This is a genomic window from Amycolatopsis sp. cg13 (genome assembly GCF_041346965.1).
Classification (GTDB): Bacteria; Actinomycetota; Actinomycetes; order Mycobacteriales; family Pseudonocardiaceae; genus Amycolatopsis.
In genome coordinates this window covers 5500949-5516003 of the sequence record NZ_CP166848.1, presented here as the reverse complement: position 1 = coordinate 5516003, position 15055 = coordinate 5500949, and the positions used below count along the sequence as shown (strand labels likewise).

Annotated in this window: 18 protein-coding genes; 11 read left to right on the top strand and 7 right to left on the bottom strand. The window is 68.1% G+C overall.

What is annotated here, in order from left to right; all coding sequences use genetic code 11:
• Positions 1–17 precede the first annotated feature (17 nt).
• The 4 genes from glf (at position 18) to AB5I40_RS25580 (ending at position 3557) form a co-directional block, all read left to right on the top strand.
• The gene (glf, locus tag AB5I40_RS25595; RefSeq protein WP_370932575.1) at positions 18–1241 is read left to right on the top strand and encodes a UDP-galactopyranose mutase; all 1224 of its coding nucleotides are present in this window, start codon (positions 18–20) and stop codon (positions 1239–1241) included.
• Positions 1234–1752 carry a phosphatase PAP2 family protein gene (locus AB5I40_RS25590; protein ID WP_344281746.1) on the top strand — a complete coding sequence of 173 codons (519 nt, stop codon included), beginning with the start codon at positions 1234–1236 and terminating at the stop codon, positions 1750–1752. The genes glf and AB5I40_RS25590 overlap by 8 nt, the downstream gene beginning before the upstream one ends.
• Positions 1749–2804, top strand: a complete 1056-nt coding sequence (locus AB5I40_RS25585) for a decaprenyl-phosphate phosphoribosyltransferase (RefSeq protein WP_370932574.1) — start codon at positions 1749–1751, stop codon at positions 2802–2804. The genes AB5I40_RS25590 and AB5I40_RS25585 overlap by 4 nt, the downstream gene beginning before the upstream one ends.
• 114 nt (positions 2805–2918) lie before the next feature.
• Positions 2919–3557 (top strand): hypothetical protein, encoded by a 639-nt coding sequence (locus tag AB5I40_RS25580; protein ID WP_370932573.1) that lies wholly within the window; start codon positions 2919–2921, stop codon positions 3555–3557.
• Positions 3558–3593: 36 nt separating this feature from the next.
• Here AB5I40_RS25580 and AB5I40_RS25575 read toward each other — a convergent pair whose 3' ends face one another.
• A complete protein-coding gene (locus tag AB5I40_RS25575) occupies positions 3594–4286 on the bottom strand; it encodes an SDR family oxidoreductase (RefSeq protein ID WP_370932572.1) in 693 nt (230 codons plus the stop codon).
• A gap of 108 nt (positions 4287–4394) precedes the next feature.
• Between AB5I40_RS25575 and AB5I40_RS25570 the strand changes: the two genes are divergently transcribed.
• Complete coding sequence (locus AB5I40_RS25570) at positions 4395–4763, top strand: MerR family transcriptional regulator (RefSeq protein ID WP_370932571.1); 369 nt, start codon at positions 4395–4397, stop codon at positions 4761–4763.
• On the opposite strand, the gene AB5I40_RS25565 is transcribed toward AB5I40_RS25570, so the two are convergent.
• Complete coding sequence (locus AB5I40_RS25565; protein WP_370932570.1) at positions 4760–5479, bottom strand: ESX secretion-associated protein EspG; 720 nt, start codon at positions 5477–5479, stop codon at positions 4760–4762. The two genes, AB5I40_RS25570 and AB5I40_RS25565, sit on opposite strands and share 4 nt — an antisense overlap.
• 192 nt (positions 5480–5671) lie before the next feature.
• Here AB5I40_RS25565 and AB5I40_RS25560 point away from each other — a divergent pair, with 192 nt between their 5' ends.
• Complete coding sequence (locus AB5I40_RS25560; RefSeq protein WP_370932569.1) at positions 5672–5944, top strand: helix-turn-helix domain-containing protein; 273 nt, start codon at positions 5672–5674, stop codon at positions 5942–5944.
• On the opposite strand, the gene AB5I40_RS25555 is transcribed toward AB5I40_RS25560, so the two are convergent.
• From AB5I40_RS25555 to AB5I40_RS25545, 3 genes are all read right to left on the bottom strand, one after another.
• Complete coding sequence (locus tag AB5I40_RS25555; RefSeq protein WP_370932568.1) at positions 5914–6546, bottom strand: VC0807 family protein; 633 nt, start codon at positions 6544–6546, stop codon at positions 5914–5916. The genes AB5I40_RS25560 and AB5I40_RS25555 overlap by 31 nt on opposite strands.
• A 92-nt stretch (positions 6547–6638) precedes the next feature.
• Complete coding sequence (locus AB5I40_RS25550) at positions 6639–7394, bottom strand: decaprenylphospho-beta-D-erythro-pentofuranosid-2-ulose 2-reductase (protein WP_370932567.1); 756 nt, start codon at positions 7392–7394, stop codon at positions 6639–6641.
• Positions 7391–8764, bottom strand: a complete 1374-nt coding sequence (locus AB5I40_RS25545) for an FAD-binding protein (RefSeq protein WP_370932566.1) — start codon at positions 8762–8764, stop codon at positions 7391–7393. Before AB5I40_RS25545 ends, AB5I40_RS25550 begins: the two co-directional genes overlap by 4 nt.
• A gap of 145 nt (positions 8765–8909) precedes the next feature.
• Here AB5I40_RS25545 and AB5I40_RS25540 point away from each other — a divergent pair, with 145 nt between their 5' ends.
• From AB5I40_RS25540 to AB5I40_RS25530, 3 genes are all read left to right on the top strand, one after another.
• Positions 8910–9377 (top strand): GtrA family protein, encoded by a 468-nt coding sequence (locus AB5I40_RS25540; RefSeq protein WP_370932565.1) that lies wholly within the window; start codon positions 8910–8912, stop codon positions 9375–9377.
• A gap of 5 nt (positions 9378–9382) precedes the next feature.
• Positions 9383–11290: a glycosyltransferase gene (locus AB5I40_RS25535; RefSeq protein WP_370932564.1), complete on the top strand. Its 1908-nt coding sequence runs from the start codon at positions 9383–9385 to the stop codon at positions 11288–11290.
• Between the two features lie 76 nt (positions 11291–11366).
• On the top strand, positions 11367–12365 hold the full coding sequence (locus AB5I40_RS25530) for an acyl-CoA dehydrogenase family protein (protein WP_370932563.1): 999 nt from the start codon (positions 11367–11369) through the stop codon (positions 12363–12365).
• Here AB5I40_RS25530 and AB5I40_RS25525 read toward each other — a convergent pair.
• Positions 12362–12604: a hypothetical protein gene (locus AB5I40_RS25525; protein WP_344282872.1), complete on the bottom strand. Its 243-nt coding sequence runs from the start codon at positions 12602–12604 to the stop codon at positions 12362–12364. The genes AB5I40_RS25530 and AB5I40_RS25525 overlap by 4 nt on opposite strands.
• Before the next feature lie 79 nt (positions 12605–12683).
• Entirely contained in the window at positions 12684–13523 is an 840-nt protein-coding gene (locus AB5I40_RS25520; RefSeq protein ID WP_370932562.1) for an NAD(P)H-binding protein, read from the bottom strand.
• Between the two features lie 115 nt (positions 13524–13638).
• Here AB5I40_RS25520 and AB5I40_RS25515 point away from each other — a divergent pair, with 115 nt between their 5' ends.
• Both AB5I40_RS25515 and AB5I40_RS25510 read left to right on the top strand, forming a co-directional pair.
• Positions 13639–14217 carry a TetR/AcrR family transcriptional regulator gene (locus AB5I40_RS25515; RefSeq protein ID WP_370932561.1) on the top strand — a complete coding sequence of 193 codons (579 nt, stop codon included), beginning with the start codon at positions 13639–13641 and terminating at the stop codon, positions 14215–14217.
• 70 nt (positions 14218–14287) lie between these two features.
• Positions 14288–15055, top strand: a complete 768-nt coding sequence (locus tag AB5I40_RS25510; protein WP_370932560.1) for an ESX secretion-associated protein EspG — start codon at positions 14288–14290, stop codon at positions 15053–15055.

The window sequence follows — 15055 nt, the reverse complement described above, 5'->3', positions numbered from 1 at the left end:
GCGTACCCTGAGCGCCCGTGAGCGAGCACACGAACTCCGCCAAGATTACTGAAGACGACTTTCGCGGTTACGACCTCGTCGTCGTCGGGTCCGGTTTCTTCGGCCTGACCATCGCCGAACGGGCCGCGGCCGAGCTGGGCAAGAAGGTCCTGGTCCTCGAGCGCCGCCACCACCTCGGGGGCAACGCCTACTCCGAGGTCGAGCCCGAAACGGGCATCGAGGTGCACCGCTACGGCGCGCACCTCTTCCACACGTCCAACAAGCGGGTGTGGGACTACGTCAACCGCTTCACCGAGTTCACCGGGTACCAGCACCGGGTCTTCGCCAGGGTGCGGGACCAGGTCTATTCGTTCCCGATGAACCTCGGGCTGATCAACCAGTTCTTCGGCAAGTCGCACACGCCGGACGAGGCGCGCGAGCTCATCGCGAAGCAGGCCGCCGAGTTCCGGACCGAGGACGCGCAGAACCTCGAGGAAAAGGCGATCTCCCTGATCGGCCGCCCGCTTTACGAGGCGTTCATCCGCGGATACACCGCGAAGCAGTGGGAGAACGACCCGAAGAACCTCGGCACGAACATCATCAACCGGCTGCCGGTCCGCTACACCTTCGACAACCGGTACTTCAACGACACCTACGAGGGCCTGCCGGTCAACGGCTACACCGCGTGGCTCGAGAAGATGGCCGAGCACGAGAACATCGAGATCCGGCTGAACGTCGACTACTTCGACGTCCGCGAGCACATCCCGGCGGGCACCCCGACCGTCTACACCGGGCCGCTGGACCGCTACTTCGACTACTCGGCGGGCCGGTTCACCTGGCGCACCGTCGACTTCGAGTCCGAGGTCGCGCAGACGGGTGACTTCCAGGGCACCTCGGTCGTCAACTACAACGACGAAGAGGTCCCCTACACCCGCATCATCGAGTTCCGCCACTTCCACCCGGAGCGGGACTACCCGAAGGACAAGACGGTCATCTTCCGCGAGTACTCCCGTTTCGCGAAGGAAGACGACGAGCCGTACTACCCGATCAACACCGCCGAGAACCGCGAGAAGCTGGAAAGCTACCGCGAGCTGGCGAAGACCGAGGCGCGCGAGAAGAACGTGCTGTTCGGCGGGCGTCTTGGCACGTACAAGTACCTCGACATGCACATGGCGATCGGGTCGGCGCTGTCGATGTTCGACAACAAGATCGCCCCGCACCTGACCGACGGTGCGCCGCTGGACGGGTCGATCGATGCTTGAGAAAGACACCCCGCGCGGTGAAGTGGCTGTGCTCTCCCGCACCCAGAAGGTGCTGAAGAAGCCCGGCACGGTGCAGGTCGCGCGGGGAATGTCGCTGTTCGGGGAGCACAGCGCGGGATGGTTCGCGCTGGGCTTGCTCGGAGCGGCGGTGGACCGCGACCGGCGCAAAGACTGGCTGGTCGCGTCGGCCGGAGTGGTGGGCGCGCACGCCGCGTCGATCGCCGTGAAGCGCGTCGTGCGGCGGCGCCGTCCGGACCATCCCAGCGTGGAGGTTCTGGTCGGCACGCCGAGCAAGCTGAGCTTCCCGTCGTCGCACGCGACGTCGACGACAGCGGCGGCGGTGCTCTACTCCGGATTGACCGGGCGTAACCTGGTCCCCGCCCTGGTACCGCCGATGCTCGCCTCGAGGCTGCTGCTCGGCGTTCACTATCCGACAGACGTTCTGGCCGGAGCCGCCCTGGGAGGCGTCGTCGGCGGTCTGATCCGACGGAAGCTGACCAAGAAGCGATGAGCGAAACGACCGACGAGCGAACCGAAAACGCGTCCGGTACGGCCGAATCCGCGCAAGCGACGGAACCGGCTGCCGACAAGACCGACGTGGCGCAAGAAACCACCGACAAGGCCGAGAAGGCTGAGGCTCCGGCCTCGGCCCCGGCCGCCCCGGCGCCGTCTTCCGGCCCGAGCCCCGTGGGTCTCGTGCTCGGGGTGATCAAAACCGCGCGGCCGAAGCAGTGGGTGAAGAACGTCCTCGTCTTCGCGGCGCCGTTCTTCGCGTTCTCCAAGGCGACGAACCGGACCGAGCTGGTCATCGACGCGCTGATCGCGTTCGTGGCGTTCTCGCTCACCGCCTCGTCGGTCTACCTGATCAACGACGCCGTCGACGTCGAGGCCGACCGGGCCCACCCGACGAAGCGCAACCGCCCGATCGCGGCGGGCATCGTCCCGGTCCCGGTGGCCTACGCGTCAGCCGTGGTGTTCTTCCTGGCCGGGCTCGCCGTGTCGTTCGCGGCGGACTGGCGCCTCGCCATCGTGCTGGCGGTCTACGAAGCCGTCCAGCTCGGCTACTGCTTCGGCCTGAAGCACCAGCCGGTGGTGGACCTGGCGATCGTCGGCTCGGGCTTCCTGATGCGCTCGGTGGCCGGCGGTGTCGCGGGCGGCATCGCGATGTCGCAGTGGTTCCTGCTGGTCACGGCATTCGGCTCGCTGTTCATGGTGGCGGGCAAGCGCTACGCGGAGATCATGCTGTTCGAGCGCACCGGCGCGAAGATCCGGTCCTCGCTGAAGAAGTACTCGGCGAGCTACCTGCGCTTCGTGTGGGCGACGTCCGCGGCGATCCTGATCATGTCCTACTGCCTGTGGGCGTTCGAGATCCGCCAGGCCGAGCACAACTCGGTGTGGGCGGTCGTGTCGATGGTCCCGTTCGTGATCGCGGTGCTCCGCTACGCGGTCGACGTGGACGGCGGCAACGCGGGCGCGCCCGACGAGATCGCCCTGAAGGACCGCGTGCTGCAGGTGCTCGGCGCGACCTGGGTCGTGACCCTGTTCCTGTCGTTCTACCTGTGAACGGCGCGCGGATTTAGACAGCTGGGATTCAGCTTCTCCACAGCATCGACGGTCACCCTCAGGGTGGGAGCCGGGACACCCCGCCTCCCACCCGCTCAGCCCGGAGGACCGACGATGAACTACAACGAGAACCCCTCGCCCAGCGAGCCTGCGGGCACTGGCGCGACCGGCGGGCCCGCGGGGCAGGAACCGACCGAGCAGTTCGGCCGGACCGGGGACCTGGGCGGGGCTTCCGCAGCTTCCGCTGGTCAGCCGGGGTCGGCTGAGGAGGCCACTCAGCCGAGTCAGCCGGTACCGCCCGCCGAGCAGACCAGCCAGCTGCACCAGCCCGGGCCGTCAGCCGAGCAGGCGGGCCAACCGGCGTCGTCTGCCGAGCAGGCGTCTCAAGCGGGTCAGCAGGCCGCTCAGCAACCGCCTCAGCCCGGCCCTTACGCCCAACCCGGTCCGTGGGGCATGCCGCTGCCGCCGCCGAAGCAGAGCGGCTTCCGCCGGTTCGTGGCCCACCGGGCGACGCAACTGGTCGCGGTGGGCGTCCTGGGACTGGCCGTGGGCGGCGGAATCGTCGGCGGCGTCATGGCCGCGACGCACCACTCCGGCCGCCCCGGCATGAGTCAGCACCAGGGCGGCCACCGCTTCAACGACGGCGGTCCCGGCCAGCGCCACCGCGTCCCGGACGGCCAGAACGGCGGCAACGAGAACAACGGCCCCGGGTTCGGCAACGGGAATGGCGGCAACACCGGCTCTGGGAATTGATCGAGCCTTTCGCGCAGAATCCCTGCCCGCAAGACCTTATTCGCCCAGTAGTGCCGGGTACAAAACCGTCGGATGCTCGGACAGCGCGGCTTTCGCGGTCGCGCTGTCCGCGTCCGCGATGATCTCGATTTCCCCCGCTTCCAGGCCGTCCAGCGCGAGCCGGACGACCTCGGCCGGGTCGTTCTTCGGGATGTCGAAGCCCGCCATCATGTCGGTGTCGGTGCTGGCCATGACCAGGCCGCTGACCAGCGTGCGCTGGGCCAGCAGCTCCAGCCGCACCGAGTTGGTCAGGCTCCACGCCGCCGATTTCGATGCCGCGTATCCCGCCGAGCCCGGGTAGGTCGCCCAAGAAAGGGCGGACAGCACGTTCAGAACCGCGCCATCTTTCAGTCCTGGCGCGAATGCGCGGGTTACCTGGAGCGGGCCGAAGAAATTCGTCTCCATTTCGCGGCGAATCTCGGCCAGATCGCCAGTCACCAGGTCGGTGAAGCCAGCGATTCCGGCATTGTTGATCAGCAGGTTGACGTCCGGGGCGGCGGCCGCGGCGGCTGCGATCGAGTCCGGATCGGTGACGTCCAGCTGCAGCGACACGGCACCGTCGAGGTCGAGGGGGCGGCGAGCGGTGGCGTAGACCTTCGCCGCGCCGCGCTCCAGCAGGGCGCGGACGAAGTGGGTGCCGAGTCCGCGTCCGGCACCGGTGACCAGCGCGGTTGAGCCTGTGATCTGCATGGGGTTCTCCTGGGAAAAGCCGTCGGAAGGGGACAACAGCTATCCTGAATCCTGACGTCGGTGTCAGGTTCTCGTGTTTGTTGTGCGGATCACGGCGGAGGCTTGCGGATGAGGATCGGAGAGGTGGCGGAGCGCGCCGGGGTCAGCGTGCGTTCGCTGCGCTACTACGAGCAGCAGGGGCTGCTCGAGTCGACGCGCACGGCCGGCGGGCAGCGGCGGTACGGCGACGATGCGGTGTCCTGGGTCGGGCTGATCCAGCAGCTTTACGCGGCCGGGCTGTCCAGTGCGACTATCCGCGAGTTGATGCCGTGCCTGCACGCGGGCGTCAGCACGCCGGAGTCGCGCGCTCGGTTGCGCACGGAGAAAGCCCGGCTGGACGAGTACATCTCCGGTCTCGAACGCACGCGGGAGCGGCTGGAGACGATGATCGAATTGGCGGAGGCGCCGAATCCGCATTGCCCGGTCGTGCTGGGTTAAAGCGCGGCGAAGGTGTCGTTGAGGATCTTCACGATCGCTCGCGGGGTGCCGGGGATGAGTTCGGTCCGGCCGTCGGTCGTTCGGTAGGTGAGAATTCGGCCGGATTTCACGTCGGCGGCGAGAATCGGGCCGCCGGTGAGGTGCCGACCGTTCGCGCGGCGGCCGACGTAGAGCTCGTGCGTTGCTTCCGCTGGTTGATTCAGCGTCGAGGCGAGGTATTCGTGGCTGTTGGTCTCGTCGAACGGGTCCGGGGCGGAGTCGGTCGCGGGTGTGACCGAAACGGACCGCACTGGCGCGCCGGGGATTTGCGGAAGCGTGCCGAAAAGCGTCGTGGCCAGCCGGGTCGGTGCGGCTGGCTGGATTTCGACCAGGCCGTCCTGCGCGGAAATCAGAATCGCGGCTTGTTCTCGTTGCGCGACTATGCCGGTCCGCTGGATTCCGCCGCGTAATGCCGACCAGGCGAAGTACTCGCGTTCGGCGTCGGCGAGGACTTGCAGGGTGGTGCGCAAATACGCGGACGGTGCGTCGTTGTCCGCGAGGCCGAGCCGGGCGAGGAGATTGATGGTGGCGGCGTGAAGTTCGCGGTGTGCGCCGGTTTTGACCCAGACTCGCTTCGCGCGCAGCATCGGATGCTGTTCGCCGAGATCGAGCATGTCCCAGACGACCGAGAGCGCTTCGACGGGCAGGGTCACCGCTTGGCCGACGTCCTCCCGCACCCGCGCCCCCTCTCGCAATCGCCATAAGCACGGTAGCCGATTGATTACCCGCGTGGTGTTGGTGTCAGCAATTGCGGACAGGTAGCAATTCTGGAAAGCCACCTCCGGCTAGACGTGAACGCTATAGGCATTCATGCTCTGATTATTCCTGCTCTGGCCTTGGCGGCGGTAGACGTGTGTGATTAACCGACGATGGCCAAGCCTCCGATCTCCGCCGCGACGCGCACCGTTGGCGAACGCGTGCGCGAATTCCGCAACGAGGCGGGGCTGAGTCAGGAACAGTTGGCCGAACTGGCCGGAGTGCACTGGACGTTCGTGAGCCAGGTCGAACGCGGGCTGCGCAACATCAATCTGCACAACTTGCTCAAATTCGCCGACGGTCTCGGCGTGAATCCCGCCCGGCTGGTGGACGGGCTGCGTCCGCCGTCGGGTGATCAGTCCACTGTGGACGGCCGCAGCACCTGACGAAGCGTGCCCTCGCGAATCAGCAGAATCTGCGTAATCACCTGCAGCCCCACGAAGAACGCGATCGACAGCCCGGCATCGAGCGCGGGGACGTCGTCGACCGGCAGCGTGTACGCCATCCCGATGCTCAGTCCACTGTGGACCAAACTGCCGACGCCCCACACCACCGTCAGCGCCCGCCACGCCCGGCGGAACGACGGCCGCTCATCCCACGCCGCGTCCAGCCGGGAGCCACGGCCGGGCAGCAAGGCGCGGGCCGCTTGATAGGTCGTCGGATATTGGCCGACGACCAGGCTCGCGAGCAGCCAGACCCCGGCCAGCGTGCTGAACCAGGCACCGCGCACGAGCATCAGCCGCGCGTCGCCGGTCATCAGCGTGGTGGCCAAACCGACGGCCAGGAACATCAGGACGAGCAGCCCGATCCCGTCCACGCGACGCCGGGTTACCAGCGTGTACAGCACGCGCAGCGCGGGCGGCAGGCCGCTGAGCAGCAGTGCCCACACCGGCGGGACGTCGAAGGCGCGGAGCAGGTAATAGCCGCCGACTGGCGCGCCGAGGTCGATCAGCAGCGCGGCCAGCGACGAGCGGAATTCTTTCCCCATGCCCCGAGTTTCGGCGCTCGGGGGTCCTCAGTACATCGTCGAGCTGGTCAGCCCGGCATCCACCGAATGGTGGAGGCCGGGCCGCGAAAACGTCAGACCGGCAGCTTGCGGAAGATCTTCCGCGGCACGTGCCGCAGGATCGACATCACCAGCCGGAACTCCGACGGCGACCAGACGAGCTCCTTGCCCTTGCGCGCCGCGTCGACCGCCACGTCGGCGACCTGCTCGGCGGTCCGGGTCAGCGGAGCGTCCTTCATTCCGGCGGTCATCTTGGTCTTGACCTGGCCCGACCGGACGACGGTCACCTGCACGCCGTGCGGCGCGAGCGCCTCGCCGAGACCGAGGTAGAAGCCGTCGAAACCGGCCTTGGTCGAGCCGTACACGAAGTTGGACCGGCGAACCCGCTCGCCCGCCACCGACGACAGCGCGATGACCTTGCCGTGGCCCTGCGTCTTCAGCTTCTCCGAGAGTGCCACGCCGACCGACACCGCGGCGGTGTAGTTGACCGTCGCCAGCTCAACGGCCTTGCCGTGGTCCTGCCACAGCTCCTCGGCCTCGCCGAGCAGACCGAACGCGACCACCGCGACGTCGATGTCGCCGCCGGCGAACGCCTCGTCCAGCACCTTCGGGTGCGACGCCAGGTCCTTCGCGTCAAAGGCCACTGTGGACACTTCGGCACCGCGATCCTTCAGGCGCTGCGCGGCTTCCTCCAGCCGCGGCGAAGGACGGGCGGCCAGCACGACCCGCAGCGGCTTCTCCGCGAGGTACTTCTCCGCGATCGCCAGCGCGATGTCGGACGTGCCGCCGAGCAGCAGCAGGGACTGGGGGTTACCGACCGCGTCGATCACAGTGCGAGCCTCCGGCTCATGTCAGAGGCGAAAACGCCTTCGGGGTCAACGGAAGCGCGCACCTTGCGCCACTCCTCCAGCCGCGGGTACATCTTCGCGAACGTCTCGGGCGAGGTGCGCGAGTCCTTCGCGGTGTACAAGCGGCCGTTCGCGTCCAGGACCATCTCGTCCATTTCCTCGCAGAACCGGCTGAGCCCGTTCTTGATCGGGAAATCGACGCTCAGCATCCAGCCCGGCGTCGGCCAGGACATCGGGGACGGGTTCGAGTCGCCCATCCGCTTGAACACGTTCAGGAACGAGTAGTGCCCGGACCGCGAGATCGCCCGGCAGATGCCCTTGAGCTGCTCTTCCGCGCCGAACGGCACGGAGAACTGGTACTGCAGGAAGCCCTTGCTGCCGTAGCCGCGGTTCCACTCGCTCAGCATGTCGAGGGGGTGGTAGAACTGCGTCAGGTTCTGGATCTTGCCGCGCGCGCCCTTCTTGGGCACGGTCTGCTGCCACAGGTTGCCCATCATGGTCGAGGTCAGCTTGTTGACCAGACCGCTGGGGAACACGTCGGGCAGCGTCAGCAGCTGCGGCGCGTCGAAGCGCAGCGGGTTGGCGCGCAGTTTCGGCGGCAGCTGGTCGAGCTTCGCGAGCGAACCGCGGGAGAACGTCGCGCGGCCGAGGCGGCTGTCGGACGAGATCAGGTCCGGCACCGACATCGAGTAGTCGTAGTTGAGGTCTGAACCATCGGTGAAGAGCCCGAGGGTCTCGTCGAGGTTCGAGGTGCGGTCGGCGTCCACGTAGAAGTAGGCCGATTCCGTCTTCTTCATCCGCACGGTCGCGCGGACGATGATCCCGGTAAGTCCGATTCCCGCCACCGTCGCCCAGAACAGCTCCGAATCCGGGCCCTCCGGGGTGAGCGTGCGCACGGATCCGTCGGCGGTGAGCAGGTCCATCGACACCACGTGGTTGCCGAAGCTGCCCGCCGAGTGGTGGTTCTTGCCGTGGATGTCGTTGGCGATCGCGCCGCCGATCGTCACCTGGCGGGTGCCCGGCAGGACCGGGACCCACAGGCCGTACGGCAGCGCCTCGCGCATCAGCTTGTCGAGGCTGACGCCCGCGTCGAGGTCGACGAGGCCGGAGTCCGGGTCGATCGAGTGGATGCGGTCGAGCGCGGTCATGTCGACGACCAGGCCGCCCGCGTTCTGCGCCGGGTCGCCGTAGGACCGGCCGAGGCCGCGGGCGATGACCCCGCGCGGGCCTGCGGAGGCGACGGCTCGGGCGATAGCCTCGACGTCGCGCGTGCTCAGCACGTCGGCGACGGTCCCGGCGGTGCGGCCCCAGCCGGTGAGCGTGCGGCGCTGTGTCTCGGGTGCTTGGGTCACGCGGACCAGGGTAGCCACGCCGAACACCGCCCGGAACGTGACCCTGAAGTGCCCGCTTCTACACTTTGCGCATCAAGGCACAAGCGTCCGAGCGTCGAAGTGGGTAATACGGACACTGACGCAATAGGCCGAGAAGGTATTCCAAGTGGTGGCTACAGAACCGCAGAGTGACCAAGCGCAGCAGGCGCCCGGGGGCCCCGGGCTGCTGGGCCAGCTGATCCGCTTCGCGGCGATCGGCGGCTTCTGCGCCCTGCTCGACCTGGGCACGTACTCGCTGCTGCGTGCGGTCGGCATGGACGCCACGCCGTGGGTGGACATCGCGCGCGCGATCAGTTTCATCGTGGGCACGACCACCGCGTTCTTCTTGAACCGGCGCTTCACCTTCGCTGCGGGCAAGCGCGAGGGGAACGCCCAGGTCGGCGGGTTCGTTCTGCTGTACGCGGTGACCTTCTTCGTGACGATCGGCGTGAATCGGCTCATGCTGAACGTGCTGCCGGAGATGGCGTGGAAGGCCACGCTCGCCTGGGTCGTGTCCCAGGGGACGGCCACCGTGATCAATTTCGTGATGCTCAAGTGGGTCGTGTTCCGTGTACGGCCGGTAAAGGAGAACTGAGTTCGATGCCCGGTAAAGCAGCCCCGGTCGCGGAGGCGGCCCCCGCAGGCCAGACGCGGTTCGCCGAACACGCCCCCGAAGGCAGGCTCACGGCCCAGCGCGGGCTGTACGCCGGGCCGGCTCCCATCGTCAGCAAGGACATGTACGCCGAGGTCCTGCAGGGCAACGCCCAGCGCGATCGCGGCAGCGTGACGCTGGAGCCGTCCGCGAAGGTCACCGGCAACACCTACTTCGGCCGCTTCCCGGCGAGCTACTGGCAGCGCTGGACCACCGCGACCGAGGTCAAGCTCGAAGCCGTCGTCACCGGCGACGGGCTGCTGTCGCTGGGCGCTTCCGACATGCTCGGCGACCCGCGCGTGGTCGACGCGCAGCAGGTCTCCGGCGCGAAGAGCGCCAAGGTCGAGCTGACCGGCAAGCTGGACAAGTTCTACGACGGCGGCGCGCTGTGGCTCGACCTCGAGACCGAGGGCGGCCAGACGCTGCGGGTCGAGCAGGTCCGCTGGACCGTCGACGCGCCGGAGACGATCCGCCCGACCGCGGTCACCATCTGCACGATGAACCGCGCCGACGACTGCCTGAAGAACCTCCAGGCGCTCGCCGCGGACGTGTCCTCGCTGGACACCCTCGACGCCATCTACGTCGCCGACCAGGGCACCGACCTGGTCGAATCGCGCGAGGGCTTCGAGCAGGTCGCGAAGGATCTCGGCGAGAAGCTGCACTACATCAAGCAGCCGAACCTCGGCGGCGCGGGCGGCTTCACCCGCGGCCTGTACGAGGTGGCCGGGCACACCGCCACCGAGCACGCGAACGTGCTGTTCATGGACGACGACGTGCTGCTCGAGCCGGACCTCGTCGTGCGCATGACGGCGTTCTCCAACCGCTCGGCCAACCCGATCATCGTCGGCGGCCAGATGCTCAACCTGCTGCACCCGAACCAGCTGCACGTCGGCGCCGAGTACGCCCGGCTGAACACGCTGGAGCCGGGGCAGCCGGTGCAGCACTCGCTGTCCACCGCGGACCTGCTCGGCGTCGACGAGGACGGCAACCCGAACCGCCAGGAACGCCGCCTCGACGCCGGGTACAACGGCTGGTGGTCGTGCCTGATCCCGTACGAGGTCGTCAAGGCGATCGGCTACCCGCTGCCGTTCTTCTTCCAGTGGGACGACGCGGAGTACTCCTACCGCGCCCGCGAATACGGCTTCCCCACGGTGACCCTTCCGGGCGCCGGGGTGTGGCACGCGGACTTCCACTGGAAGGACTGGGACGAGTGGCACCGGTACTTCAACCTGCGCAACTCGATCATCACCGCCGCGCTGCACTCGCCGTTCAACCTGAACCTGCTCTCGCGCGTGCTGATGGCGCAGCTGGTGCGCTACCTGCTCGGCATGCAGTACGGCCTGTCCGCGACGCTGATCAAGGCGGTCGAGGACTTCCTGGAGGGCCCGGAGGTCCTGCGCGACGGCGGCGTCGAGGCGATGAAGGAGATCCGCCGGATCCGCGACGCGTACCCGGAGACCAAGCGGCACAAGGCCACTGACGTGCCGGGCATCGCGTCCAACGACATCGGCATCATCAACAGCGCGCCGCGGCCGAGCATGCAGCGGCTCGTGCTGATCAAGCGCATCCTCGACAAGGCGCTCGGCCGCAGCCGCTTCGGGCTCGGCGCGGTGCCGATCGACGAGGCGCACTGGTGGCACATCGCGCTGTTCGACACCGCCGTGGTCACCGACGCGTCGCAGGAAGGCGTGCGCGTGCGCAGCTACGACAAGGTCAAGATGTTCGACCTCGCCAAGCGCGGCGCGAAGGTGATCAACCGGCTGCGCAAGGAAGGCGCGGGCGTGCAGGAGCAGTACAAGCGCGCGATGCCGGAACTGACCTCGCGCGAAAACTGGAAGCGGCTCTACGAGCTGTGATCGGCTGAGCTGGTCCGAAAAGGGCGTCTCGCGTTCGGCGAGACGCCCTTTTTGTCTTTTTGGGTAGCTTGGTTTCATGGCCGACCTGGTTTCCCGTGCGCGCGCTCTCGCCGACGACCTGTTGTTTCCCGCGGCCGCCGAGGTGGACCGCCACGGCGTGGTGCCGCGGTCGCATTTCGACGCGCTCGCCGAGGAAGGGTTCTACGGTCTCGCCGCGCCCGATTCCGGGGTGGACCTCGACCAGCTGGTCGGCGTGCTCGAAGCGCTGGCCGGCGGGTGCCTGAGCACCGCGTTCACCTGGCTGCAGCACCACGGTCTCGTCGCCGGGCTGGCCGCGACGGACCGGGAGGACCTGCGCGAGCGGTACCTGGCGGACTTGATCAGCGGACGGCTGCGCGCGGGCGTTGCGTACGCGGGGGTGATTCCGACGCCGCCGCGAGTGCGGGTCGAGCGCGTCGACGGCGGTTATCGGTTCGACGGCGAAGCGCCGTTCGTGAGTGGCTGGGACGCGATCGATCTGCTGCAGCTGTCCGGCCGCGACGGTGACACGGTGGTCAATGCCCTGGTGTCGCCGATAGTCGGACACAGCCTGGTCGCCGAACCGTTGACGCTCATGGCCGCGCAAGGCACCGCGACGGTACGGCTGAAGCTCGACAATCACTTCATTCCCGACGAATCGGTTTTCGCCCAGGTCAGCTATGACAAATTCGTGGCTGGCAATACGTTCGCGGCCCGGCTCAACGGGTGCGCGCCGCTTGGATTGGCCGAGCGGTGCGCCACCTTGATCGAGGCCGCTGGCGAGGAGGAAACGGCGACGGCGTTGCGGTCCGAACAGGACGAAATCCGGCGTCGCCTCAACGCCGGTCTCGCCGACCCGGCCACGCTCCCGGCCGCCCGCGCGGCCGGAGCCGACCTGGCGTACCGGTCGGCGGGCGCGCTCGCCGCCGCGACGGGCAGCCGCGCGGTGCTGGCCGGGGCGCACGCCGGCCGTCTGGTGCGCGAAGCGACGTTCCTGCTTGTCGCCGCGAGCAGACCGGAGATCCGCGCCGGGCTGCTCGAACTCGCGCGACGCTAAACGGACAGGCCGAATTTGCCCTTTCGGCTCAAATCGTCGACATAGGCGGCTGCCACGTGGACGAAATTCACGGAAACAGTGTTGCCGTCCCGGGTTTCGAGCGAGTGGACGCCGCCGTGTTTGAGTAGGTCGGGAAGCTTTTCCTGGACAGTCTCGGAACTGTCGGCGGTGAGCGGGAAGATCAGCGGCTCTCCGCCTGCCGAGAGGTGCAGGACCAGTGCTGGTTTGGGATCTGCCATGCCTTCATGGCAGCAGTGGGTGATCATCGGCGGCAAGAGCGGTTCGCCGACAGCGGATCCGCTCACAGCGGAAGCCGGGCTACGCGGTTTCGGCAAGCCGGTCCGCGACGGTGCGGGGTTCGCGGCCGAGAAGCTCGGCCAGCAGCGGGCCCGATTCGGCGAAATAACCGGCTCGGGTGGCCTGGTACCAGGTGAGCATGAACCGGGCCGCCTGCTCCGGGACACCGTTCGCGATTTGTTCGGCAACCCATTGCTCGTCGTCCAGGACCACGCGATTGATGGTGCGACCAGTGAGGTCGGAAGCGATTTTGGCGAAATCGTCGAAAGTGACGGCGGTCGGTGCGGCGAGGGTGGCGGGGCCGTCGACGGAGCGGTCACCGGCGAGAAGGGCCGCGGTGGCCTCGGCGATGTCCGAGCGATCGGTGTACGGGACGGGTCCATCTGCTGGCTGAGCGATCTCGCCGGTCCGCTGCCACGGGCCGAGCACCTGGTCGAGCGGGCCGTAAGCACCGTTGCGCAGTGCGGTCCAGGCGACTCCGGAGTCGCCGAGGATCGCTTCGGTGGCGAGGTGGAGGTCTGACGGCCCGTACGGGTTGCCGGGGGCGGCGCCGTGCTGGCTCGTATAGAGGATCCGCCGAGCACCGGCCGCGACGGCCGCGTCGATGGCGCGTCGATGCAGGCTGACCAGGTCGGCGGCGGGGTCGTTGCCGGAGATCAGCAGGACCTCATCGGCACCGGCGAAAGAGTCGCCCGGATCCTCGTAGGAGCCCTGTCGCACGCGGACGCCCCGGTCGGCGAAGTGCCGCGCCTTGGCGGGATCGCGGACGCTGACGCCGATCTGGCCTGCGGGTACGCGCTTGAGGAGGTGCTCGACGGTGGCACTGCCCAGTCCGCCGGTTGCCCCGGTGACAACGATCATTTCCCCTGGTCTCTTCCTCGGGAGCTTAAGTTGACTATGCGAGTCAACTTCTTCTGCCACCGACTTTAGGTAAGCTGACCGGGGTAGTCAACTTACGTGGAGAGACGAGGTCGCGGTGCCCGCGGAATCCCGGCTGCGCGCCGACGCCAGGCGCAATTCCGAGCAGATCCGAACCGCTGCCATCGGCGCCTTCCAAGGACGGGGCCTGACGGTCCCGCTGGAGGAGGTCGCCAAGGCGGCGGGAGTCAGCAAGGCGACGATCTTCAACCGGTTCGGCGGCCGGATCGGGCTCATCGAGGCGGTCGTCGAAGAGGTCGTCGCGACGGAGCTGTTCGCGGTCATCGACCACATGCGGACCGTCGACGACATCGGCGAGCGGATCGACGGCTACGTCACCGCGCTGCGCGATCTCCAGTACCGCCAGCCCTCCGTCAACGACGTCCTGCTGCAGACCTATCCGAACTCGCCGCAGCTCATGGAGATCTGCCGGGTCGGAGGCGAGGCCAACGAAGAACTCGTCGCGGCGGCGCGGGCCTTCGGTGCGGTGCGGCCGGAGTTCACGGCGGGCGACCTGCACGCGTTCGTCGTCGAGACCGCCCTCGCCCTCAAACACGGCGAACGGCCTACCCGGGATGCCTACGACCGTCGCACCGCCTACTTCTTGAACGGAATCCGATCACCGCGCTCCGGATGACGCCGATGGCCGCGACGGTGCGGAGTGGACTACGGTTTCGCCGGGGAGAGACCGGATTTAGGGGTGGGTCGTGCCGTACACGTTGACGCTGTCACCGGCAGCGGTGGATCTCCTGCTGGCGGAACTCGGGCTCGGCCGCGCGCCGCTGCCGTTCGTGGTGCCGCACATCGGCATCACCGGCGAGGAACGCGCCGCCGTGCGCGACGCCGTCTTCCGCGACCTCGACAGCCGCGGCCTGCTGCGGCGCGGGACGATCGACGACGACGTCGAGATCGCGCTCGCCACATTCGCCAAGCCCGGCCTCGCGGTGTCCGCGGCGGCCAAGATCGGCGACGAGCAGCTGTTCGCGCGGGTGGCGTCCAACGGCCAGTTCGCGGTGCTCGTCGTCCAGCGGGACGGGATGTTCAGCTTCGAGGAGGTCCGCCCGACCGGCATCGTCCCGGCGATCGTCGACCTGCTGCCGCTCACGCCCGCCGCGGCGGGGCAGTCGGTGACCGTCGCGCGGCCGTCGAAGCAGCCGGTGCGGGGCGACGCGTACGACCCGTTCGCCGGGGTCAGCGGCCCGCGCACGCACAATCCGCAGCTCAGGGCCGTCCAGCGGATCTTCGAGAAGCCGCGGCTGGCGGTCGGCCAGTTCACGCCGTACGTGAGCGACGGCAACGGCCACGAGCGGGCGCTGCCGTCGCTGGCGTGGTTCGACACCGAACTCGGCCGCTACCTGCTCAGCACGCGCGATTCCAGCGACGGCAACCGCTGGCTCACCTACGCCCCGGCGGACAATGCCCGTCTGGCCCAACAACTGTTCACCCAGCTTGAAGGCTATTCGGCAAACGCCTGA

What these genes read in the sequence shown, in the direction of transcription:
- AB5I40_RS25530 (WP_370932563.1), top strand. Translation starts at nt 11,367, where the DNA reads ATGGCCGACCTGGTTTCCCGTGCGCGCGCTCTCGCCGACGACCTGTTG.
- AB5I40_RS25575 (WP_370932572.1), bottom strand. Translation starts at nt 4,286, where the DNA reads ATGCAGATCACAGGCTCAACCGCGCTGGTCACCGGTGCCGGACGCGGA.
- AB5I40_RS25570 (WP_370932571.1), top strand. Translation starts at nt 4,395, where the DNA reads ATGAGGATCGGAGAGGTGGCGGAGCGCGCCGGGGTCAGCGTGCGTTCG.
- AB5I40_RS25535 (WP_370932564.1), top strand. Translation starts at nt 9,383, where the DNA reads ATGCCCGGTAAAGCAGCCCCGGTCGCGGAGGCGGCCCCCGCAGGCCAG.
- AB5I40_RS25580 (WP_370932573.1), top strand. Translation starts at nt 2,919, where the DNA reads ATGAACTACAACGAGAACCCCTCGCCCAGCGAGCCTGCGGGCACTGGC.
- AB5I40_RS25560 (WP_370932569.1), top strand. Translation starts at nt 5,672, where the DNA reads ATGGCCAAGCCTCCGATCTCCGCCGCGACGCGCACCGTTGGCGAACGC.
- AB5I40_RS25590 (WP_344281746.1), top strand. Translation starts at nt 1,234, where the DNA reads ATGCTTGAGAAAGACACCCCGCGCGGTGAAGTGGCTGTGCTCTCCCGC.
- AB5I40_RS25585 (WP_370932574.1), top strand. Translation starts at nt 1,749, where the DNA reads ATGAGCGAAACGACCGACGAGCGAACCGAAAACGCGTCCGGTACGGCC.
- AB5I40_RS25555 (WP_370932568.1), bottom strand. Translation starts at nt 6,546, where the DNA reads ATGGGGAAAGAATTCCGCTCGTCGCTGGCCGCGCTGCTGATCGACCTC.
- AB5I40_RS25520 (WP_370932562.1), bottom strand. Translation starts at nt 13,523, where the DNA reads ATGATCGTTGTCACCGGGGCAACCGGCGGACTGGGCAGTGCCACCGTC.
- AB5I40_RS25525 (WP_344282872.1), bottom strand. Translation starts at nt 12,604, where the DNA reads ATGGCAGATCCCAAACCAGCACTGGTCCTGCACCTCTCGGCAGGCGGA.